Below are 24656 nucleotides of genomic sequence, written 5' to 3'. Positions count from 1 at the left end.
AATTTACATTTAGAATATGCAGAAACCCTCTTTAGATATACAAGTTAAAACGTTACCAACTGATCCTGGTGTTTATCAATATTATGACAAAGACGATAAATTACTATACGTAGGTAAAGCTAAAAACCTTAAGAAAAGAGTTACCTCCTACTTTACTAAGAGTCATGACAACTACAAAACCAAAGTACTTGTTAAAAAAATCAATACAATAAAACATATTGTTGTAGAAACAGAAACAGATGCTTTACTATTAGAAAACAACTTAATTAAAAAACATCAACCACGATTTAATGTGATGCTTAAAGATGACAAAACCTATCCTTGGATTTGCATTAAAAAAGAACGTTTTCCCAGAGTTTTTCCTACCCGTAATCTTATTAAAGATGGTTCTGAATATTTTGGGCCTTATACTAATTTTAAAACAGTAAATACGTTATTAGAACTTATCAAAGGGTTATACCAGTTAAGGACCTGTAATTACGACTTATCGCAACAAAAAATTGATAGCGGAAAATATAAAGTATGTCTTGAGTATCATTTAGGAAATTGCAAAGGTGGATGTGAAGGATTACAAGACGAAAAGGAATACCATCAAAACATAGATGCAATTCGAGAAATCGTTAAAGGGAATTTTAAAGATTCGCTCAATAGATTTCGGAAACAAATGATTACTCATGCCGAAAAAATGGAGTTTGAAGATGCCCAACGAATAAAGGAAAAAATTGAAGTTTTAGAAAAGTATCAAGCAAAGTCCACTGTAGTTAATCCCAAAATCAGTAATGTAGATGTCTTTTCTATAATCTCAGATGAATCCTATGGATACGTGAATTTTCTTCAGCTTTCTTATGGTGCTATTATAAGATCCCATACAACAGAAATCAAAAAGAAATTAGAAGAGACTGATAAAGAATTACTAGAACTGGCTATTATTGAACTAAGACAGCGATTTGGTTCGAGATCTAAAGAAATATTTGTTCCCATAAAAGTTGATGTTGGAGAGGATTTGAAAATTACGATTCCTCAATTGGGAGACAAAAAGAAAATTGTAGACTTATCGCTAAGAAATGCCAAATACTATCGCCAAGAGCGGTTTAAGCAGATTAAGATTATTGATCCAGATCGCCATGTAAAACGATTAATGGCTCAGATGAAAAAAGATCTTAGATTGCCAGAAGAACCAAGACATATAGAATGTTTTGACAATTCTAATATACAAGGAACAAATCCGGTAGCGGCCTGTGTGGTTTTTAAAAACGGAAAACCAAGTAAAAAAGAATATCGAAAATTTAACATCAAAACAGTAGAAGGAGCCAATGACTTTGCATCCATGGAAGAAGTTGTTTATCGAAGATATAAACGCCTTTTAGAAGAGAAGCAACCACTGCCTCAATTAATAATTGTGGACGGAGGTAAGGGACAATTGTCTTCTGGATTAAAGGCTCTAGATGATCTTAATTTAAGAGGGAAAATTACTATTATTGGAATCGCTAAAAGACTTGAAGAAATCTACTATCCTGGAGATTCTATACCGCTATATTTAGATAAAAAATCAGAATCTTTAAAGATCATACAACATCTTAGAAATGAAGCACACCGTTTTGGTATAACTTTCCATAGACAAAAAAGAAGTAAAGCTGCCTTAGATACAGAACTCGATTCTATACCTGGAATTGGGGAAAAAACCGTTGTAGAATTACTAAAACATTTCAGGTCTGTGAAAAGAATTAGTGAAGCATCAAAAAAAGAACTAGAAGAAGTCGTTGGAAATTCACGCGCAACCAAAGTGTATAATTACTATCTTTCTAAAAAAGAATAAGCCTATTATGCGATCTACCACGAACAAAGTTTTACATATACTATTACTAATTGTGGTATTCTTTACTTTTAAAACAGGCTGGACTCAAGATCAAGGCACTCCAGAAATTGATGTTAAATCAGAAGAACAAGATGTTAAGGTAGGATTAGTTCTAAGTGGTGGTGGCGCTAAAGGGTTAGCACATATTGGTGCATTAAAGATTATAGAAGAAGCTGGGATTAGAATAGATTATATTGGCGGAACAAGCATGGGAGCAATTGTGGGTTCGTTATACGCTTCTGGATACAATGCTAAAGAATTAGATTCAATATTTAGAGCTGTTGATTTTAATGTGCTTATACAAGATGATTTACCAAGAAAAGCAAAAACTTTTTATGAACGTGAGGATTCAGAAAAATATGCATTAACATTACCATTTGACAATTTTAAAGTTGGATTACCACAAGGGTTGTCAAAAGGTCAGAACTTTTTTAATGAATTTGCCCGTTTAACATCTCATGTACACGAAATTGACGATTTCAGTAAGCTTCCAATTCCCTTTTTTTGTATGTCTACAGATATTGCAACAGGAAAACAGGTTTTATTAGACAAAGGATACTTACCTGAAGCTGTTTCAGCCAGTGGAGCTTTACCATCTATTTTTAGTCCAATCGAGTTAAACGGAGTTTTAATGACTGATGGTGGAGTTGCTAATAATTATCCCATTAAAGAAATACGTGAAAAAGGAGCCGAAATAGTTATCGGAATAGATGTTCAAGATAGTCTAATACCTAGAGATCAATTAAACTCTGCAACTAACATAATGCTACAGATCAGCAATTTTAGAACTATTAATGACATGAAATCTAAAATGCCTGAAACAGACATATACATAAAACCCTCTATTTCGGAATTTTCTCTAATATCTTTTGATCAAGCTGATAAAATAATTGCTAATGGAGAAAAAGCAGCTTTTGCCAGTTATGAAAAATTGAGAGAAATAAAAAGGCTTCAAAAAACTTCTAGCCCAAGAATAAAAATTCCTAAAAACTCAGATACACTTCTAATTAACAGTCTAGTCATTTCGGGAAATAAAAGATACACAAGGTCATATATTAAAGGTAAATTAAAACTAAAATTAAACAATCCGAAAACCACTACGTATAAGAAATTATATGAAGGAATTAATAACTTATCCGCTACTGGGAATTTTGATAGAGTAAGTCACCGACTAATCGATAAAAAAGATGGAAAAGAACTAGTTCTTAATGTAAAAGAATCAGAAAATACTATGCTGTTACGTTTTGCATTGCATTATGATGATTTATATCAAACAGCAGCTCTAGTCAACTTCACTAAAAAAAGTTTACTTTTTAATAATGATGTTCTTTCGTTTGATGTCGCTTTAGGTGATAATATAAGATACAATTTTGACTATTATATTGACAAAGGGTTTTATTGGAGTATTGGATTAAAAAATAGTCTAAATCGTTTTAATCGAAATGTAGAATATGAATTGGTTAGAGAGGATTTTAGCTTGCCGGATATCGAAGTGAATAAGATAAATCTTGATTACTTAGATTTTAAAACCCAATTTTATTTAGAAACTTTATTAAACCAAACTTTTTCTTTAGGCCTTGGAGCAGAATATAGAAGATTTCGACTTATTTCTGAAACCATCGGAGAAGATGAGGATCAATTGCCTAGGGTTGTATTTGATAATAGTAACTACTGGAGTGCACTATCTTACTTAAAATTTGATAGTTATAATAATAAATACTTTCCTTCTTCAGGATTTTTCTTTGATGGACAAGTTAATTATTACTTATTTGATGATAATCCAAATAGCACGGATAGTAATTTTGTTATTGCAAAAGCCGATTTTGGATATGCCTTTAAAGTTTTTGAAAAAACCGCTATTAATTTAGGGGTAAGTGCAGGTAATAGATGGGAAGAACAAAATGTAAGAAGCTTAAACTTCTTTGTTGGTGGTTTTGGTGCAAAAATGATCAATAATAATATTCCATTTTATGGATATGATTTCTTAAGTATCGTAGGAGATAGTTTTGCTAAAGCTTCTGTTACGTTGGACTATGAAATCTTTCCAAAAAACCATATTAATTTGGCAGCAAATTATGCTAATGTTGGCAGTAGATTATTTGACTCTGGAGATTGGTTAGAATCTCCAGAGTATTCTGGATATGCTTTGGGATATGGTCTAGAAACTTTTGCAGGTCCAGTGCAAGTAAAATATTCTTATTCTCCTGAACAAAAAGAAGGAGAATGGTATTTCAGTATTGGTTTTTGGTTTTAATACCTTTTATAATCCAAAAGATGGAAATATTTACGATATTTGTATTGTTATGAGCTTGTACTGGCAGAATTTATTATTGCTACTACACTACCTTATTAAGCGAAATCCGGAATAAGGCAGCGGTTTACTATTGCATTACTTTTTTCAAAACTAATAGTTAACACCATAATCTTAAAAAATCATGCCTTTTTATCATTCTCTAGGTAAAATACCACCTAAGCGCCATACCATTTTTAGAAAACCAGATGGCAATCTATTCTATGAGCAATTATTCGGAACCATTGGTTTTGACGGAATGTCCACCAATCTATATCATTATCAGCGACCTACTCAGGTAAAAGAAATTAAAGGAAGCTATAGTGTAGCCCCAGAAATTGCAATTAAAAATAATATTAAATCGTATAGACTACACGGTTTTAATGTTGCACCAGAAAAAGATTATTTAGATAGCAGGAAAAATGTACTTACCAATAGTGATGTGAGTATTATTTTATCGGCTCCTCAGGAATCTACTTCAGAATATTTCTATAAAAATACAGATGCGGATGAATTAATTTTTGTGCATCGAGGAAGTGGCAAATTTAGAAGTCATTTAGGTAATTTAAATTTCAAATACGGAGATTATATTCTAATCCCACGTGGAACTATTTATAAGTTAGATTTTGATACCACTGAAAATCGGTTGTTTATTGTAGAGTCCAGAAGACCAATTTACACACCAAAAAGATATAGAAATTGGTTTGGTCAATTATTAGAACATTCTCCTTTTTGTGAACGAGATTTAAGAGCTCCATATGAATTGGAGAGTAATGATGAAAAAGGTGATTTTCTAATCAAAGTAAAAAAACAAGACGAAATTTTTGATATGGTCTATGCATCACATCCTTTTGATGTTGTAGGATATGATGGATTTAATTTTCCATATGCATTTTCGATTCACGATTTTGAACCTATTACCGGAAGAGTTCATCAACCACCGCCAGTACACCAAACTTTTGAAACAGATGCGTTCGTAGTTTGTTCATTTGTTCCTCGATTATATGATTATCACCCAGAAAGTATTCCTGCTCCATATAATCACAGTAATATCGATAGCGATGAAGTTTTGTATTACGTAGATGGTGATTTTATGAGTAGAAATGATATTGATGCTGGTCACATATCACTTCATCCCGCGGGCATTCCTCACGGACCACATCCAGGAGCAGCTGAAAGAAGCATCGGTAAAACAAAAACAGATGAACTAGCCGTAATGGTTGACACTTTTAAACCTCTTATGGTTACCAAAGAGGCAATGAAAATAGCTGATGAAGATTATCACAAATCCTGGTTAGAATAACCAGTTTATAAATATAAATTCATGTTGAATTACAGAAAAGATATTTCGGCACATCTTAGAGCTATGTGGTAGATTGTATCCAGAAAATAATTTTTTAATTTTCTGGATGAATTGCCTCATTATACAATTTTCACAACAACAAAATAAGATATTATGTCAACAAATATAACTTCCCAAAATTTAGAAAAAATAATTCCCGAAGCTGAAGACTTTTTACCACTTTTAGGTACTGATTATGTAGAATTATATGTCGGTAATGCAAAGCAAGCCGCATACTATTATCAAACCGCTTGGGGATTTCAACCTATAGCCTATGCTGGATTAGAAACTGGACTTAAAGACCGTGTTTCTTACGTACTACGACAGGACAAAATTACATTGATACTTACTTCACCGTTACAACCTGATGGAGATATCAATAGACATATCAATGCACATGGTGATGGAGTAAAAGTAGTAGCTCTTTGGGTAGATGATGCAACAAAAAGCTATGAAGAAACTACCAAACGTGGTGCTGAATCTTATATGGAACCAGTTACGAAAGAAGATAAAGATGGTACTGTTGTATTTTCTGGTATACACACCTATGGAGAGACAGTTCATATTTTTGTAGAAAGAAAAAATTATAAAGGTGTATTCTTACCAGGATATATCGCTTGGGATAAACCATATAACACCGAATCTACAGGCCTTAAATATATTGATCATATGGTTGGTAATGTTGGTTGGAATGAAATGAATAAATGGTGTGAGTTTTATGCTAAAGTTATGGGGTTTGCTCAATTAGTTTCTTTTGATGACAAAGATATTTCTACAGAATATACCGCTTTAATGAGTAAGGTAATGAGTAATGGTAACGGTAGAATTAAGTTCCCTATAAATGAGCCAGCAGAAGGAAGAAAAAAATCTCAGATCGAGGAATATATAGATTTTTACAACGGAGCAGGTGTACAACATATGGCGCTAGCGACCGATAATATTATAGAAACTGTTTCTGCGCTTCAACAAAGAGGAGTTGAATTTCTTACGGTACCTGCTAGTTATTACGAAACTGTTTTGGATAGAGTTGGAGAAATTGATGAAGATTTACAACCCTTAAAAGAACTTGGAATTTTAATTGATAGAGATGATGAGGGATATCTATTACAGATTTTTACTAAACCCGTTTTAGATCGACCAACTATGTTTTTTGAAATAATCCAGCGAAAAGGAGCTCAATCTTTTGGAAAAGGAAATTTTAAAGCGTTATTCGAGGCAATAGAAAGAGAACAAGAACAAAGAGGGACACTGTAAACCAGCTACTTCATTTAAAACTCTTAAATCCTTTTGAATAATTAAAGCAAGCATTGTTAATAAATTGAGATTATTGAAAAATAATGCGTTTCTGCCTAAATTTTTGTTAAATATCATAATAAAAAAACGTTTTCGTTTGATAATTATGCAAAAAAAGCTGATGTTTGTATCATAAGCGGAGTGGTTACTGCTTATACCAAAAACAATAATTATTCTCATAATTTAAGTTTTTAGTTGGTTAATAAAAGTAAAAGAGAGCTGTGGTGGCTCTCTTTTTTTATCAACTTTTTTTAAGAATTAAGTAATACTACTAATTTTTATCTGTTTATATTATATAGTATTTTTGGAATGGATATTGTAAATATTCATCATAATAACACATACGTTAATAAAACAATGCCCAAAACAGTCATGAAAAGATATCTTCTTTTATTACTAATTATGATTTCAGCTTCTTCGGTTGCTCAAGAAAACCACAAGTCTTTTGAAAATGGCGAATGGTTCAAATTTAAAATCCGTTACGGAGTTTTTACAGCCAGTTACGCTACCTTAGAAGTTAAAGATGAAATTCTTAATGGAATGCCCGTCCATCATATTGTAGGAACGGGGAAATCTTCAGGGCTTTTAAGTGTGTTTTTTAAAGTAGAGGATTACTATGAAACATATGTAGATAAAAACGAAATAAAACCTTATCGGTTTATTCGTAAGATCAACGAAGGAGGCCATACCAAGGATATTGAAATTAATTTTGATCACGATAATAAAAAAGCGCAAGTATTTAATAAAAAATACAACAAGAAAGAGACATTCAATACCAAAGACAACATACAAGATATGATGTCTTCATTTTATTACCTAAGAAATAATATTGATGTATCTTCGCTAAAGAAAGGTGATGAACAATTTGTCAATATGTTTTTTGATAATGAAAATTACCTATTCAAATTACGCTTTTTAGGACGAGAAACTATAAAAATGAATGGAAACAAAATTCGTTGTTTAAAATTTCGTCCAATTGTACAAGCCGAAAGAGTATTTAAAGAAGAGGAAAGTTTAACTGTTTGGGTAAGTGATGATGATAATCGCATGCCAATTAGAATAAAAGCTGATATTCTCGTAGGATCTATTAACGCAGATCTAATAGCTTACAAAGGTCTTAAACACCCTCTCAAAATTGTTATAGATTAATGGACCAATCCATAAAACCCGAGATTGCTGAAAAAATATTACAGCTCGAAAAAAAGTTTAAAAATTCCGGTCAGGATCTTGGATCCTATTTAGATGGTTTACTTCATGATAAGTACCTTACTTACTGGGATTATATTCATCTGGACACATTGCTTAGTTTACAAATTCCGAGAACACATTTCCCTGATGAAGAAATTTTTATAATGTACCATCAGATTACCGAGCTCTATTTTAAGCTAATCATCCATGAACTAAAACAAATCATTGATGACAAACTGCAGAATGCAGAGTTTTTTACAAAAAAATTAGATAGAATTAATAGGTATTTTAGAGTTCTCATAAACTCTTTTGATGTTATGATCAAAGGAATGGATAGAGATCAGTTTTTAAAATACCGAATGTCTCTTTTACCTGCTAGTGGATTTCAGTCTGTACAATTCAGAATGATAGAAATATATGCTACTCCTTTAGTAAATCTTGTAAACGCTAAAGAAAGAGATCAATTTTCTGAACAAGATTCGCTCGAAGAAGTATATGAACATTTATACTGGAAATCTGGAGCTACAGATATTAAAACCGGCGAAAAAACATTGACACTTAAGCAATTTGAATATCGCTATACTCCTAGAATGATGCGTATTGCAAATCAAGTAAAACAAAGTACGATCTATCACAAATACTTGGAACTTCCGGAAAAAGAGCAAAATAATGTGCAGCTTATCAATGCAATGCGTACTTTTGACACCAATGTAAATATTAATTGGTTATTAATGCATATGGGTGCCGCCTACAGGTATCTTAATAAAGATAAAGGCGAAGTATTGGCTACAGGAGGAACTAACTGGAAAAAGTTTCTACCACCAAGTTTTCAAAGGATCATGTTTTTTCCTAATCTTTGGAGCGCAGAAGAACAGGAAAACTGGGGACAACAATGGGTAACCCATCAATTTAATACCACAAAATAAAGTCAGTTGAAGAATTTAGGTTACATACTACTTTTGTCGGTAGTATTGATTTCATGTCAGCAAGAGAAAAAAGAACCAGTAGTTACAGTTCCTGAAATAATTGAAAAAATAAAAGAGCCGCCAGTTGTTAAGGAATTTGGATACAACCTTAATAATTTTATGGTAGTTAGGGATACTGTCCGACCAGGAGATAGTTTTGGAGCTATTTTGGACAGTCACGGTATTTCTAGAGCCAAAGTTTTCGAAATTTCGAATAAAATTAAAGACACGTTTAATGTAGCCAGAATTACTGCTGGAAAAGCATACACACTTCTTAAATCAAAAGACACTACTGAAAAAGCACAAGTTTTTGTGTATCAAAACGGGCTTATAGATTATACTGTTGTCGATTTTAGAGATAGTATTGTCGCAAGAAAAAGTGCGAAACCAGTAAAGATTGTAGAAAGAATAGCTTCTGGAACTATAGAAAGCAATCTATCACAAACTTTTGATGAAATGGATCTTAGTTTTCTTGTTGCTTATAAAATGGCAGACATCTACGCATGGACCATAGATTTTACAAGACTACAGGCGGGAGATCAGTTTAAGGTAATTTATACAGAGAAATATATAAATGACACAATTCCGGCAGGAATTGGAGAAATCAAAGCATCTTACTTTGAGCATAGAAGTAAACCTATATACGCATTCCAATTCGAAGACGACACTATCAATAGAACCTCAGATTATTTTGATCAAGAAGCAAATAATCTTCGAAGAGCGTTTCTTCGAGCACCAGTTCAGTTTAGTAGAATTTCTTCGAGATACAATCTTAAAAGAAGAATAAAATACTACGGAAATAAAATAAGACCGCATCGAGGAACAGACTTTGCCGCACCGATTGGAACTCAAATTTTAGCTACAGCGGATGGAACCGTAACCAAGTCCGAACGTAGAGGAGGAAATGGTAAGTATGTAAAAATTCGACATAATTCGACATACGAAACACAATACTTACACATGAGTAGAAGAGCAGTAAAAGTTGGAGAATATGTTAGACAGGGAGATGTAATTGGTTATATAGGAATGACAGGAAATACAAGTGGGCCTCATGTTTGCTACCGTTTCTGGAAAAACGGAAAAGAAGTAGACCCATTTAAGCAAGATTTACCAGCGTCTAAACCTTTAAAAGATAGCTTACGGCCAGCTTTTTACAAACATATCGAACCTTTTAAAACTAGACTAGACAGTATCGTATTCAAACCAAAACAAGAAATATTATAACCACATGGCATTACCAACTATTAATCCCACCACCACAAAAGCTTGGGAAGCACTTGAAAACCATTACAAAAATATTAAAGACACTCATCTAAAAGATCTTTTTGCAGGATCTCCAGATCGTGCAGAAGAACTCTCTATTGAATGGAAAGATTTTTATATCGATTACTCTAAAAACAGGATAGATGAAACTACTAAAAAATTATTAATCGATCTTGCAAAAGAAGTTAAGCTGGATAAAGCAATACAAAGTTATTTTGCCGGAGATCTTATTAATGAAACAGAAGGAAGAGCTGTTTTACACACTGCCCTTAGAGCACCATCAGATAAAACCATAACTGTTAATAACAAAAATGTTGTTCCAGAAGTAGTCGCTGTAAAAAACAAAATTGAAGGATTCTGTGACAAAGTTATCAATGGAGAACTAAAAGGACATACCAATAAAGTTTTTACAGATATCGTAAATATTGGTATTGGCGGTTCGGATCTTGGTCCGGCTATGATAACAGAATCTTTAGAGTATTATAAAAATCATTTAAAAGTACATTTCATATCCAATGTTGATGGTGATCATGTACATCAAAAATTAAAAAATCTAGATCCAGAAACTACATTATTCGTTGTAGTTTCAAAAACTTTCTCTACACAAGAAACATTATCAAATGCTACTACTGCTAGAAGTTGGTTTATAAAACAAGCTTCTCAAGAAGCTGTAGGCAAACATTTTGTTGCAGTATCTAGTAATATTCCTAACGTTACTAAATTTGGTATTTCTGAAGATAATATTTTCCCATTATGGGATTGGGTTGGAGGTCGTTTTTCTCTCTGGAGCGCAGTTGGACTATCTATAAGCTTATCCGTTGGATATAAAAATTTTGAAGCTTTATTAGAAGGTGCCCACGAAATGGATGAGCATTTTAAAACTACTGATTTCGAAGAAAACATACCTGTTATTTTAGGGTTATTAAGCGTATGGTATAATAATTTCTTTAAAGCCGAAAGTGAAGCCATTATACCCTATTCTCAATATTTACATAGATTACCTGCATATCTACAACAAGGGATTATGGAAAGTAATGGAAAAAGTGTAGATCGCAACGGAAAAACAATTGACTATCAAACAGGAACCATCATTTGGGGTGAACCAGGAACAAATGCTCAGCATGCATTCTTTCAACTAATACACCAAGGTACAAAGCTTATTCCTGCAGAATTTATAGGTTTTAAAAAGTCCTTATTTGCTGATAAAGATCATCAGGATAAATTAATGGCTAATTTTTTTGCACAGACCGAAGCTTTAATGAATGGAAAAACTGAGTTAGAAGTTGTTCAAGAATTAAAGTCTAAAAATCTTCCTACAGAAACATTAGATCAGTTAAAACCTTTTAAAATATTTACAGGTAATAAGCCTACCACAACCATACTTATCAACAAACTAACTCCCAAAAGTTTAGGCAAACTCGTATCCATGTACGAACAAAGAATATTTGTTCAAGGAGTTATCTGGAACATCTTCAGTTATGACCAATGGGGCGTAGAACTTGGTAAGCAATTAGCTACAAATATTCTAAACGAAATCGATAATTCGCAGATTTCTGACCATGATTCATCTACAAAAACATTGTTAAAAAAGTATTTAGATTAATTATTCTTTTGGTTAATAACTTTTTGATATTTTCAACCAATTACAAATCAATTAAATACGAAATAGAGTTACCTTAAAACCGTTAAATTTTTATGTGAAAAATTTTAACGTTTAGATAAACTTAGATTGCACAAAGATTCGTTCTTTTGCGCCAAACAATTAACTCAATTCATTATAATGAAAAAGATTACATTTTTATTTGTTGTAATTCTTTTGGCGACATTTGCAGAAATGTCCGCCCAAGGTGTTACAAAATCTTCCATGAATGGAAAAGTTACAGATAATACAGGTGCCGCACTTCCGGGTGCTAATGTAATTGCAATTCATACACCATCTGGTACTAAGTATGGAGCAATTACAGATTTTGATGGTTATTATAGAATCGCCAATATGAGAACCGGTGGACCATATAGAGTAACAATCTCTTATGTTGGTTTTTTAGGTTTCGTACAGGATGGAGTATTTCTTCAATTAGGAAGCTCTAAATCTATTAGCACTCAAATGAAAGAAGAAGCAAATGCTCTTGAAGAAGTTGTAATTACAGCTAATCGTAATGGAGTATTTGATTCTGGTAAAACTGGAACTGAAACTACAGTAAGCGAAAGACAAATTAACTCTCTGCCTTCTGTATCTAGATCGGTAGCGGATTTCGTAAGAATTACTCCGCAAGCACAGATTACTGAAGGTGATGACGGATTCTCAGTTTCTTTAGCAGGTCAAAACAACCGATACAATGCATTATACATCGATGGTGGTGTAAGTAATGACGTATTTGGTTTAGCTGGTTCGGGAACAGATGGAGGACAAACTGGAGTAAATCCATTCTCTATTGATGCGATTGAAACTTTTCAGATTAATATTGCTCCTTTTGATGTAAGACAATCAGGTTTTGCTGGTGGTGCTATTAATGCAATTACTAGATCTGGAACAAACAGAATCGAAGGATCTGCATACACATACTTTAGAAACCAAGATCTTGCAGGAAAAACTCCTCCTAGCTTAGTAGGTGATGGAGAGTCTAGAGAAAAATTAGCTGACTTTTCTTCTAATATCTATGGTGTTAGAATCGGTGGCCCAATTATAAAAGACAAATTATTCTATTTTGTAAATTACGAAAGAGAAGAAACTGAAACTCCACAACCATTTAACTTTAGTAATTACCAAGGAGATTCTAGTTTATCTGAAGTTCAAGATCTTTCTAACTTCTTACAAACAACATACGGATTTAATCCAGGTGGTTTTGACAACAATACTAGAACACTAGAAAGTAACAAGTTTACAGTAAGATTAGATTGGAATATTAATGAAAACAATCAATTAAGTGTAAAACATAATTATGTTAGTGCAGATAATCTAGAAGCTAGAAACAGTGGTAACACAAGAATTGGTTTCATCAACGGATCTGAGCTTTTCGAAAGTGTAAAGAACGAAACAACATTAGAGCTTAACTCATCATTTGGTAGCTGGGCATCTAACAGTTTATTAGTAGGATACAAAACAGTAAGAGATGATAGAGACCCATCAGGTGACCCATTCCCTTCTGTAGATATTAGAGATGGTAATGGTACTATTACTTTTGGTGCAGAACCGTTCTCTACAGCGAACTTATTAGATCAGGATATCTTAAACATTGCTGATAATTTTGAAATCTATAGTGGTAAACACACGATAACAATTGGTACTCAACACGAGTTTTCTAAAATAAAGAACCTTTTCTTTGCATTTAACTACGGTGATTACACTTTTAATAGTGTTAGTGATTTCTATGCTGGAATTATTGACGAATATCAAAGAGGTTATTCTCTAGTTGGAGGTACTGCTGTTGGTGATGAGTCTGATGGAGCTTCAGAATTTAAATTATACCAGCCAAGTGTATATGTTCAGGATGAAGTTAGTATTTCTGAAAACTTTAAGTTCACTGCTGGTTTAAGAGTAGATGTTCCTATTTTTGAAGACGGTCCAGTAAATGATGACTTTAACAATAGAACTATTCCTATCTTAGAAGCAGCTGGAAAAGATTTACGTGGAGCTAGAGTTGGTAAAGCAATTAATCCTAAAGCACATTTATCTCCAAGAGTTGGATTTAACTGGGACGTAAAAAATGATAGAACTACTCAAATACGTGGTGGATTAGGAATGTTTACTTCTAGAATTCCATTAGTATGGCCTGGAGGATCTTACAACAATAATGGAATTACAGGTGGATTTACAGGTGGATTTAACTTAGATCCTTCTACGATTACTTTTAATCCTGATATCAACCAACAGCCTGTAGCAGTAGAGCCAGGTACTGGAGGTTTAGCTGGGAATGTGGATATCTTTAGTCCTGACCTAAGATTACCACAATTCATGAAATATAATATTGCGATAGATCAAAAATTACCATTCTGGGGATTAATTGCTAGCGCAGATTTCTTATATACAGATGTAATTACAAATATCTATTATGAAAACTTAAACATTGCTGAAGCAGAAGGTTTCTTGAATGGTGCTGATAACAGACCTTTTTACAGCGATAGTTTTGGTGATTTAATTGATAACACATATGGAAGAATTACATTAGGAACAAATACAGGTGAAGGTTTCTCTTATAACGCTTCTGTTACTTTAAGAAAACCATTCTCTAATGGTTTCCAAGGAAGTGTATCTTATTCTTATGGTGAAGCTGAATCAATTTTTGATGGAACTTCTTCTCAGAATAGTTCTCAATGGAGAAACATACAAACTGTAAACGGTAAGAATGCAGATATACCTCTAGCAAGATCTGATTTCTCTCAAGGTTCTCGTATAACAGCAAATGTAAGTTATGAAAAAGAATATCTTGGATTCATGAAATCTACTATTGCTCTTTTCTACGAAGCTAATCAAGGTTCTCCTTATTCTTTTATTTACAGAGAAGGTAGAGATCTTTTAAATGATGATTCTAGAGATAACGCATTAATCTATATCCCAGCTAATCAGAGTGAAATTGTATTAGTTGATGGAGAAAATGGATTAAGTTCTCAACAACAGTGGGATGCTTTAGATGCATTTATCGAAGGAAATGATTACTTAAGAAGTAGAAGAGGTCAATATGCAGAGCGTAATGGATCTAGAGGTCCTTGGAGTAACACTATTGATTTAAAATTCTTACAAGACTTTTATATCAATACTGGAAAATACAAAAACACACTTCAGGTGTCTTTAGATATTTTCAACTTCACGAATCTATTAAACGAAGATTGGGGAAAACGTAAGTTTATAAGTGATGTTCGTTTATTAGAAACAGAACAAGCTGGTCCTGATCCAGAATTTAGTTTTAACCCTGCTTCTTTCGAAGACGGTTTAGAGCAATTAGATGATGCAGGATTACAATCATCAAGATGGCAAATGCAAATTGGTTTAAGATATATCTTCAACTAAAATTATATCCATAGAATTAAAAACCTCGCTCAATTTGAGCGAGGTTTTTTTGTACATTATGTTTACCTTTGGATAAACTAAACACATCATTATGTACGAAGCTATACAAATCGTTCACTCTTATTGGGCATACCTAGTTGTTCTTGTTGTTACCCTTGCTACCTTCAACGCTTTAATTGGTTTTTTTACTAAAAGAGAATATGCTCCAAAAGATTTTAGAATATCTCTTTTTGGATTAATAGTTACGCATCTTCAGTTATTAATAGGAATTATAATCTTTTTTGTATCTCCAAGTATCATGTGGTTTACAGAGGGAGTTTCTGTAAGCGATATCATGGGAGATCCTTTACTAAGGTTATACAATGTAGAACACCCTATGATGATGATAGCTATGGTTGTTTTTATTACTATTGGATATTCCAAGCATAAAAAGAAATTGACCTCTACTCCAAAACTTAAAATGTTGGCAATTTTTTATACAATTGCATGGTTATTAATGTTATCTAGAATTCCTTGGGCAAACTGGTTCTAAGAACCAAATAAGGTTAGCACTAATTTTCTAGAACCTCCATAGTTTCTATGTTCACATAAATAGATCCCTTGCCAGGTTCCCAAATTAAGTTTACCTCCAGTAATTGGCACTTGTACAGAAACTCCCATTAATGAAGCCTTAATATGGGCAGGCATATCATCAGGACCCTCATAGGTATGGATATAGTATGGTTGGTTTTCTGGCACCATTTGATTCATATGACTTTCAAAATCCTGACGAACTGTAGGATCAGCATTTTCATTAATGGTTAAACTCGCTGAAGTATGTTTGATAAAAACCTGTAACTGACCAATAGTTATTTCACTAATCTCAGGAATTTTAGAAATCACTTCATCTGTAATCAAATGAAAACCTCTAGAATAAGGCTGTAATTTTATTTCTTTTTGAAAGAATTTCATAACAAGAAGATTAAAGAACCAATTTAATACAAATTTTACAAGAAGAGTTCACATTGTTACTGTAAACTCTAATACCTTTGCTATCTTAACTTTTATCACATGGATTTATCTCAAATAAAATTAGTTGCTACTGACATGGATGGTACACTTCTCAATTCAAGGGGAGACGTAAGTCAATCATTTTTTTATTTATTTGATGAATTAAAAGAATTGGGGGTTACATTTGTTGCAGCTAGTGGAAGACAATATTATAGTATTCTACACAAATTGAGTGCGATTAAAGATGATATGATTGTTATTGCAGAAAACGGTGCTTTAACAATGCATAGAGATGAAGAATTACAAACTACAGAGATTGATCGCAAAACTTATTTAGAACTCTTAGATGCGACAAAAGATCTTAAAGGCTCCCAAGTAATACTATGTGGACGAAAAAAAGCATATATAGAAGACTATGGTAAAGATTTCGAAAATATGCTAAACGAATTTTATGGAAGATACGAAATAGTAAAAAATTTATCAGAGGTAATAGATGACCAATATCTAAAAATTGCTATCTGCAATGAAAAAGGAGCAGAAAAATATCTATATCCAGCACTTAAGCACCTAGAAAATCGACTAAAAGTAAAAGTCTCGGGAAAAGTCTGGCTCGATTTATCTCATAATAACGCCAATAAAGGACATGCCTTAAAAAATGTTCAGAAAAGTCTAAATATTTCTACCAATGAGACCATGGTATTTGGTGATTATAATAATGATCTAGAAATGATGTCTCAGGCAACATATAGCTTTGCAATGCAAAACGCACATCCTAATGTAAAAGCTGCTGCTAATTATACTACCAAAAGTAATGATGAAAACGGTGTTGAATATATGCTATCGAAGATGATCGAAGCTAAAAAGAAAAACGCTGTTAAATAAAGTATACATCATCTACAGGAAAACTTAATGTTTCTCTATATTATCGATAATTCTTTATGAAATACAAGCTAATACGATAGAAATAATGAAAAAATAAACGTAGATAGGTTGCTTAGTAAAAAAATTCTGCATAGCTATTTATATTATCGTTATTTAATTAATTCCAGATACAAAAGTGAATTTTCGAACTATGTATCCGAGTACAAATATATAAAAAAAAGGTTAAAATTAGTTTTTTATCTTAAAAAAATGCATTTCACCCTTTTTTATTCAGATTAATATAGGTTTTTTCTTACTGAATATAAATTGTAAAGCAATTAATCATTTAGCTTTAATACAGCCATAAATGCTTCCTGAGGAATTTCTACATTACCTACCTGACGCATACGCTTTTTACCTTTTTTCTGTTTTTCCAATAATTTACGCTTACGAGAGATATCACCTCCATAACACTTAGCAGTAACATCTTTACGCAATGCTTTTACTGTTTCACGAGCAATAAACTTTGCACCAATGGCAGCTTGAATTGGAATATCAAATTGTTGACGAGGAATTAATTCCTTTAGTTTTTCACAGATTTTTTTACCAATACCATAAGCATTATCCTTATGTAATAATGCAGATAAAGCATCTACAATATTTCCATTAAGTAGCATATCCACTTTTACCAGTTTTGATGGACGCATTCCTATAGGTGTATAATCAAAAGAAGCATATCCTTTAGAAACTGTTTTAAGTCTATCATAAAAATCGAATACGATTTCTGCTAGTGGCATATCAAATGTCAACTCTACTCGTTCTGTAGTTAAATATGTCTGATTGGTTATCTCACCACGCTTTTCAATACATAGAGACATCACCGAACCTACAAAATCTGACTTGGTAATAATAGTTGCCTTTATATAAGGTTCTTCTACACGATTCATAGAGGAAGGATCCGGTAAATCAGTAGGGTTATTTACGATAATAATATCATCCGGATTTTTATTAGTAAATGCATGATAAGATACGTTAGGCACTGTAGTAATCACAGTCATATTAAACTCACGCTCTAATCGCTCTTGAATGATTTCCATATGTAGCATTCCTAAGAATCCACAGCGAAAACCAAATCCTAATGCTGCTGAACTCTCAGGTACAAACACCAATGAAGCATCATTAAGCTGTAATTTCTCCATGGAAGAACGTAACTCTTCATAATCCTCTGTATCTACCGGATAAATACCAGCAAATACCATTGGTTTTACATCTTCAAAACCTTCAATAGCATTCTGAGTAGGATTTTTAGCATCTGTAATAGTATCTCCAACTTTTACCTCTCTGGCATCTTTAATACCTGTGATCAGATATCCTACATCACCCGTTTTAATACTTTTCTTTACTACTTGATTTAGCTTTAGTGTTCCTACTTCATCAGCAGAATAATCTTTTCCGGTTGCAACAAACTTGATTTGCTGACCTTTTTTGATCTCACCATTTACTACTTTAAAATAAGTTTCTACACCTCTAAAAGAATTGTAGACAGAATCAAAAATTAATGCCTGCAATGGTTCATCAGGATTTCCTTCTGGTGCTGGAACTCTTTCTACAATCGCTGCAAGAATTTCTTCAATCCCAATACCCGTTTTTGCACTAGCAGGAATTACTTCTTCGGGATCACATCCCAATAGATCTACAATATCATCAGTTACTTCTTCGGGATTAGCACTAGGTAAATCTACTTTATTTAAAACTGGAATAATTTCCAGATCATTTTCTAATGCTAAATATAAATTAGAAATCGTCTGAGCCTGTATACTTTGTGCTGCATCTACAATAAGCAAAGCGCCTTCGCAAGCCGCAATAGAACGAGAAACTTCATAAGAAAAATCCACGTGACCAGGAGTATCAATAAGATTCAAAATATATTCTTCCCCTTTATATGTATACTCCATCTGGATCGCGTGACTCTTGATCGTAATTCCACGCTCACGTTCTAGATCCATACTATCCAATAACTGCGCTTGAGCTTCACGAGCTGTAACAGACCCTGTAAAATCTAACAATCGATCTGCTAATGTACTTTTACCGTGATCAATATGCGCAATAATGCAAAAATTTCTTATGTTTTTCATTTTTCTTTTTTTTGGCGGACTGAACCGGGCTATCCATTATATCTTTTTTGCTTACCACCGCTCTTTCCATCAGCAACAAAAAAGGATGACACTTCTATCCCTGTCCGAAAAAATTCGATCCAATTGAACCAAAATCATTTAGTCTGCAAATATAATCGATTTTAAAAGGTTTATATCATCTACTACATCATTTTTAAACCTACACGATAATTGAAATCTCATTCATCTTTGAAGATTACTTATAATTCGTACTTTTGCTACCTATTACAACAATAAAATTCATTAAAACATAGGGTTTTGGCAAAGATAGGAGACATAGATGTAGGAGAATTTCCATTGCTGTTAGCACCAATGGAAGATGTAAGTGACCCACCATTCAGAGCTTTGTGCAAAGAACAAGGGGCGGATGTGGTATACACTGAATTTATTTCTAGCGAAGGGCTGATTCGTGATGCCGCAAAAAGTGTAATGAAGTTAGATATTTACGAAAAAGAACGCCCTGTAGGAATTCAAATTTTTGGTGCTAATCTTGACTCCATGCTTAAATCGGTTGAAATCGTAGAGGCTTCTGGTCCAGATATTATTGACATAAACTTTGGATGCCCTGTAAAAAAAGTAGTAAGCAAAGGTGCAGGAGCAGGTATTCTAAAAGATATCGATCTAATGGTATCCTTAACCAAAGCAATGGTAGAACATACCAAATTACCAGTTACCGTTAAAACTAGATTAGGCTGGGATCATGACTCTATCAAAATTGTAGAAGTCGCAGAACGAATACAAGATGCAGGAGCAAAAGCGATTGCAATCCACGGCAGAACACGAGCGCAGATGTATAAAGGCAATGCAGATTGGAAACCAATTGCAGCAGTAAAAAACAATCCAAGAATGCATATTCCTGTTTTTGGAAATGGAGATGTTGACAGCCCTGAACGTGCTATGGAAATGAGAGATCAATATGGATTAGATGGCGCGATGATTGGACGAGCTAGTATTGGATATCCGTGGTTTTTTAAAGAAGTAAAACACTATTTTAAAACAGGAGAGCATCTACCTCCTCCAACGATAGAAGAAAGAGTAATTGCGGCTCGTAGACATCTGCAAATGGCAATTGATTGGAAAGGAGAAAAGCTAGGTGTTTTCGAAACTAGAAGACATTACACCAATTATTTTAAAGGAATTCCTCACTTTAAAGAATATCGCATGAAAATGGTAACTAGTGATGATTCTATCGATGTATTTAATGCATTTGATGAGATACAAGAAAAATTCAGTGGATTTGAATTTGTATAAGAAGACTCCTTATCTAAAAATTTACTAGCTTTTGATTAATTCTACCAGATGCTAATAAAGATGCAATAACTCCAATGATTGTTATTGTAAAAAATACTAGCGCAAAACTAACTAACGTAATTTTAGTTGGATACGGCAATGTAGGCGTAATCATTAACAAACCAAACTGTTGCTGACATGTAATCACTATAAATCCTAAAAGCAACCCTAATAAGGTTCCTAGAATTGTCATTAAAGATCCTTGAAACAAAAATATTTTTCTAATATTTTGTAATGATGCTCCAACACTATGCAATGTTTTAATATTTTTTCTTTTATCAATAATCATCATAATAATAGCTCCAGCAACATTAAACAAAGCTATAATTGCTATCAAGGTAATCACTAAATATGCTGCAAGGTTCTCAGTATTTAGCATTTTGTACAAAGTATCATTAAGCTGTACTCTATCCTTTACAATAACTTGATTATCAAAAATCTTTAAAATATCATTTTTTACAGATTCTGGATCTGATTCAGGTGTTAATTTAAGCTCTACATTAGTAACTTTGTCATTTGGCAAAGCCAATAACTCTCTTGCTAAACCAATAGTGCTAAAAACATACTTTTTATCTAAATCTTCATTTACCGAGTACATGCCAATATTTACACCACTTTTTTTCCTAAAAGCTTTGGATGGATCTTTAGGGATTCCTTTACCAGGTTTTGGTACATATATATTTAAGAAGTTAGTATAAACTTGCTCAACACCCATTCCTAACTCTCTACTAATCCCTAAACCAGCAACCACTTGCGCATTATTGCCAGTTAACCATTCCCCATGAATAATAATACTATCGGTCTCAATTACATTCTTATAATTAGTATCAACACCTTTGATAATGCCCGTTTTTTGTTTGTCTTTAAACTTAAGAAATACTCGCTCCTCTACAATTTCAGAAAAACTTACTACACTTTTCAAATCTGTTAGTTTTTCCTTTTGAGCATCTGCAAAAACAAATGTTTTTCCATTTGCTGGAAAAATCTTAAGATCCGGATCAAAATAAGATGAAAATTGAAGACTAAAATCTTTCAAACCCGCAAACCCACATAACACTAAAAATAAGGACATAGCTCCTATTACAACTCCAGCTGCTGCGATACCCGTAATAATATTAATAGCATTGCTACTACCAGGAGAAAATAAATAACGCTTAGCGATGTAGTAAGAAAATTTCAAATTGTTAGATCCTAAGTTTTAGGTAAGTTTAATTTTAATTAAAGATAATAGAATAATGGTGTACTTTTATTTTGCAATAACGATAAAGTTTTACTTCTTCTTGCGACGTGGCAATAAATCTGGATTCTCTAATGGGTTTTCTTTTCCTTTTATTGCTTTATCGATATTATCAATATACTCTAAAGAATCATCTATATAATAGGATAATTCTGGCATACGACGAAGTTGATTTTTTGTTCGCTGTGCTACTTGATGTTTTATTTGTGATTTTACTGCATTCACTTCCTGTAAAACTTTCTCTCCTTCGTTATGCGGAAAAACACTCATATATACCTTAGCGATCGATAAATCAGTCGTAACACTTACTTTAGTAACAGAAACTAAAATCCCCTGTACTCCAGCTTCACGCAATGCATGTTGTATTACATCAGCAACATCACGCTGTAATACTCCACCTATTTTTTTCTGTCTATTTGTTTCCATAACTGCAAAAATAGCTAAATATGTGATGCTTTGATTTTCTTTTGCTATAAAATCCTTTGCTTATACCTATTTTGTACTTTTACTTCCAAAGTTATAACAACATCTCATGAATCATATTAATAAAATAGAACACATCGGAATTGCTGTAAAAGATATTGATCAATCGAACAGTTTATATGAACAATTATTGGGCGTTGCTCCTTACAAACAAGAAATAGTAGAAAGTGAATCTGTTATTACTTCTTTTTTTAAAGTAGGTGAAAATAAAATCGAGCTCGTTGCAAGTACTAAAGAAGATGGACCTATTGGAAAATTTATTTCTAAAAAGGGAGAAGGGATACATCATATTGCTTTTGACGTAGATGATATCGAAAAAGAATTAGAAAGATTAGAAAAAGAAGGGTTTCAACTAATCAATAAAACTCCTAAAAAAGGAGCTGATAATAAGCTGGTTGCCTTTATACATCCAAAAACTACGAATGGTGTTTTGGTAGAGCTTTGCCAAGAGATAAATTAAATTAAAAAAATGTTTGGCGTGTTTGATGCAATTACTTAAATTTGCCCTCCGTTTTAGGTCCCATAGCTCAGCTGGTTAGAGCACCTGACTCATAATCAGGGGGTCCTTGGTTCGAGCCCAAGTGGGACCACCGAAAAGCCTTAGTGAAAACTAGGGCTTTTTTTGTTTAATGCAGTAAAATCTAATCAAGCTTATTTTAAAAACTTAGTCAAGTTTTGTTTATAAACACTCCCGACAGGAATAAATACATCATTAATTTTCACACGATTACCTTCGATGAAATTAATTTTTCCAACAGCGATTATATAGGAACGATGAATTCTTATAAAAAGATTATTAGGAAGTTTATTTTCAAAATTTGTCAATCTATCTAACGAAACAATGGTTTTATCTTTCAAATGAATTTTCACATAACTACCGATACTCTCCAAGTATAAAATACCATCTAGTGCTACTTGATGCGTTTTCTTATCTCCTTTAATAAATATACTTTCTTGATGATTACTTGCAGAGTTAGATGAAGCTTTCGTAGTAATCTCCAATTCACTTTTCTTTTTAGATCCCTCTAGTAATTTTTGTTGCTGAGCCGCTTTATTAACAGCTTTTAAAAAACGTTCAAAACTAAAAGGTTTAAGCAAATAATCCTGAATAGCTAGTTCATACCCTTCCATGGCATATTCCTGATATGCTGAAGTAATAATAATCAAAGGAGGATTGTCTAACGTTCTTAAAAAATCTAAACCTTTTAATTTTGGCATGTTTATATCTAAAAATATTAAATCAACTTGATTTTCATTTAAATAATTAATTGCCTCAAAGGCAGAATAGCACTCTTTTTCTATCTCTATAAACGAAAGATTATCGCAGTAATTATTAATGACTCGATGTGCAAGTGGTTCATCATCTACTATTAAACATTTCATCATACATATAATTTTAGGTCTACACTAAATAGCGTTTCATTTTTAACAATTTTAAGCTCATGAGTATCAGGATAAATTAACGCCAATCTTCTTTTTACATTTTCAAGACCTATTCCTTTTTCATGTTTTTCTGTACTATTGCTAAAATTATTTTCAATGTAAAATTGAAGTATATTATCTTCATTTTTTAAACTTATATTAATAAACGCCTCTTTATCTAGTAAATCAAATCCATGCTTAAAGGCATTCTCAATAAATACAATTAAAATCATAGGAGCAATTTTAATATTAGTATTATCAATATCATTTTTTAAAGTAATCACTCCTCTTTTATGGTGTCTCACTTTCTGCAACGCAATAAAATTTTCTATATACGTTAATTCTCCCTCTAATGAAACTTCCTGTTCTTTACAATCATAAATTGTATACCTCATCATTTCTGACAACTTCAAAATAACAGAAGGTGTTTGATCTGATTTCTCCAAAGACAACGCATATAAATTATTAAGCGTATTAAAGAAAAAATGGGGATTGATTTGATTTTTTAAAGATGACAGTTCTAAATGCAATTGATCATTCTCTATTTGTTTAATTGTAGATAATTGAATAAACCATCGATATGAGATATGCAGCAATGTAGTTATGATTAACAATAAGACAATTCCTATGACACCTACTCCATAATTAGGTTTTTCATTAGGCTCATTAAACCAATTTCGATCTATCCAAGGTTCTCCAATTCCTAAGATATATCCCCAAACTACGACTAAAGCAACAACAATGATTGTGTAAATCAGATACTTTTTTTTGACAAGAAAATTTGGAATCAACCAATAAATATTGAAATAAGCTGGCGGCGCTAATAAAAGAAAAATACTTGATGAAGTTTGCAGAAAAAACCCAGGTAAAGCATTCAGCGAAATATCTTCTTTTGAGGAAAAAAACATCAGCATGGATAATATAATAGCAACACTCAATAATATTACTAGATGTATCACAAAACGCTTTTTATGTGTAGTCATCATATAACAAAAATA

At 32.6% G+C, this 24656-nt stretch carries 19 protein-coding genes and 1 tRNA gene; 14 read left to right on the top strand and 6 right to left on the bottom strand.

Annotated features, from left to right (window positions below):
* Nucleotides 1-16 precede the first annotated feature (16 nt).
* The 10 genes from uvrC to J8L88_RS02175 all read left to right on the top strand — a co-directional run bounded on the left by uvrC (nucleotide 17) and on the right by J8L88_RS02175 (nucleotide 15733).
* Nucleotides 17-1816, top strand: a complete 1800-nt coding sequence (uvrC, locus tag J8L88_RS02220; RefSeq protein WP_118388055.1) for an excinuclease ABC subunit UvrC — start codon at nucleotides 17-19, stop codon at nucleotides 1814-1816.
* Between the two features lie 7 nt (nucleotides 1817-1823).
* A complete protein-coding gene (locus tag J8L88_RS02215; RefSeq protein WP_211059823.1) occupies nucleotides 1824-4109 on the top strand; it encodes a patatin-like phospholipase family protein in 2286 nt (761 codons plus the stop codon).
* Between the two features lie 181 nt (nucleotides 4110-4290).
* Complete coding sequence (locus J8L88_RS02210) at nucleotides 4291-5448, top strand: homogentisate 1,2-dioxygenase (protein WP_211059822.1); 1158 nt, start codon at nucleotides 4291-4293, stop codon at nucleotides 5446-5448.
* A 153-nt stretch (nucleotides 5449-5601) separates the two neighbouring features.
* On the top strand, nucleotides 5602-6741 hold the full coding sequence (gene hppD, locus J8L88_RS02205) for a 4-hydroxyphenylpyruvate dioxygenase (protein WP_211059821.1): 1140 nt from the start codon (nucleotides 5602-5604) through the stop codon (nucleotides 6739-6741).
* A gap of 411 nt (nucleotides 6742-7152) precedes the next feature.
* On the top strand, nucleotides 7153-7929 hold the full coding sequence (locus J8L88_RS02200) for a DUF3108 domain-containing protein (RefSeq protein ID WP_027394718.1): 777 nt from the start codon (nucleotides 7153-7155) through the stop codon (nucleotides 7927-7929).
* Entirely contained in the window at nucleotides 7929-8894 is a 966-nt protein-coding gene (locus J8L88_RS02195) for a tryptophan 2,3-dioxygenase family protein (protein WP_027394717.1), read from the top strand. Before J8L88_RS02200 ends, J8L88_RS02195 begins: the two co-directional genes overlap by 1 nt.
* A gap of 6 nt (nucleotides 8895-8900) precedes the next feature.
* A complete protein-coding gene (locus J8L88_RS02190) occupies nucleotides 8901-10157 on the top strand; it encodes a peptidoglycan DD-metalloendopeptidase family protein (protein ID WP_027394716.1) in 1257 nt (418 codons plus the stop codon).
* A 4-nt stretch (nucleotides 10158-10161) separates the two neighbouring features.
* Complete coding sequence (gene pgi, locus J8L88_RS02185; RefSeq protein WP_211059820.1) at nucleotides 10162-11799, top strand: glucose-6-phosphate isomerase; 1638 nt, start codon at nucleotides 10162-10164, stop codon at nucleotides 11797-11799.
* A gap of 177 nt (nucleotides 11800-11976) precedes the next feature.
* Entirely contained in the window at nucleotides 11977-15201 is a 3225-nt protein-coding gene (locus J8L88_RS02180; RefSeq protein ID WP_211059819.1) for a TonB-dependent receptor, read from the top strand.
* Nucleotides 15202-15292: 91 nt separating this feature from the next.
* Nucleotides 15293-15733, top strand: a complete 441-nt coding sequence (locus J8L88_RS02175) for a hypothetical protein (protein WP_027394708.1) — start codon at nucleotides 15293-15295, stop codon at nucleotides 15731-15733.
* On the opposite strand, the gene J8L88_RS02170 is transcribed toward J8L88_RS02175, so the two are convergent.
* Nucleotides 15730-16152: a secondary thiamine-phosphate synthase enzyme YjbQ gene (locus J8L88_RS02170; RefSeq protein WP_027394707.1), complete on the bottom strand. Its 423-nt coding sequence runs from the start codon at nucleotides 16150-16152 to the stop codon at nucleotides 15730-15732. The two genes, J8L88_RS02175 and J8L88_RS02170, sit on opposite strands and share 4 nt — an antisense overlap.
* Nucleotides 16153-16251: 99 nt before the next feature.
* On the opposite strand from J8L88_RS02170, the gene J8L88_RS02165 reads away from it, so the two are divergent.
* Nucleotides 16252-17073 (top strand): Cof-type HAD-IIB family hydrolase, encoded by an 822-nt coding sequence (locus tag J8L88_RS02165; RefSeq protein ID WP_027394706.1) that lies wholly within the window; start codon nucleotides 16252-16254, stop codon nucleotides 17071-17073.
* A gap of 317 nt (nucleotides 17074-17390) precedes the next feature.
* On the opposite strand, the gene lepA is transcribed toward J8L88_RS02165, so the two are convergent.
* Nucleotides 17391-19187, bottom strand: coding sequence for a translation elongation factor 4 (gene lepA / locus J8L88_RS02160; protein ID WP_027394705.1), 1797 nt, complete (start codon nucleotides 19185-19187; stop codon nucleotides 17391-17393).
* Between the two features lie 297 nt (nucleotides 19188-19484).
* Between lepA and dusB the strand changes: the two genes are divergently transcribed.
* Nucleotides 19485-20477, top strand: coding sequence for a tRNA dihydrouridine synthase DusB (gene dusB, locus J8L88_RS02155; RefSeq protein ID WP_211059818.1), 993 nt, complete (start codon nucleotides 19485-19487; stop codon nucleotides 20475-20477).
* 13 nt (nucleotides 20478-20490) lie between these two features.
* Here dusB and J8L88_RS02150 read toward each other — a convergent pair whose 3' ends face one another.
* Nucleotides 20491-21696: an ABC transporter permease gene (locus J8L88_RS02150; RefSeq protein WP_211059817.1), complete on the bottom strand. Its 1206-nt coding sequence runs from the start codon at nucleotides 21694-21696 to the stop codon at nucleotides 20491-20493.
* Between the two features lie 90 nt (nucleotides 21697-21786).
* Complete coding sequence (gene rbfA / locus J8L88_RS02145; protein ID WP_027394702.1) at nucleotides 21787-22179, bottom strand: 30S ribosome-binding factor RbfA; 393 nt, start codon at nucleotides 22177-22179, stop codon at nucleotides 21787-21789.
* Nucleotides 22180-22294: 115 nt separating this feature from the next.
* Between rbfA and mce the strand changes: the two genes are divergently transcribed.
* Entirely contained in the window at nucleotides 22295-22696 is a 402-nt protein-coding gene (gene mce / locus J8L88_RS02140; protein WP_027394701.1) for a methylmalonyl-CoA epimerase, read from the top strand.
* 56 nt (nucleotides 22697-22752) lie between these two features.
* Nucleotides 22753-22826, top strand: a tRNA-Ile gene (locus J8L88_RS02135).
* Between the two features lie 61 nt (nucleotides 22827-22887).
* On the opposite strand, the gene J8L88_RS02130 is transcribed toward J8L88_RS02135, so the two are convergent.
* Both J8L88_RS02130 and J8L88_RS02125 read right to left on the bottom strand, forming a co-directional pair.
* Complete coding sequence (locus J8L88_RS02130) at nucleotides 22888-23622, bottom strand: LytTR family DNA-binding domain-containing protein (RefSeq protein ID WP_247666397.1); 735 nt, start codon at nucleotides 23620-23622, stop codon at nucleotides 22888-22890.
* Nucleotides 23619-24644 (bottom strand): sensor histidine kinase, encoded by a 1026-nt coding sequence (locus J8L88_RS02125; protein ID WP_211059816.1) that lies wholly within the window; start codon nucleotides 24642-24644, stop codon nucleotides 23619-23621. Before J8L88_RS02125 ends, J8L88_RS02130 begins: the two co-directional genes overlap by 4 nt.
* Between the last annotated feature and the right edge of the window lie 12 nt (nucleotides 24645-24656).

It is taken from the genome of Aquimarina sp. MMG015 (assembly GCF_018100855.1).
GTDB lineage: Bacteria > Bacteroidota > Bacteroidia > Flavobacteriales > Flavobacteriaceae > Aquimarina > Aquimarina latercula.
The sequence above is the reverse complement of the archived record's forward strand: the minus strand, read 5'-3'. Positions and strand labels throughout refer to the sequence as shown.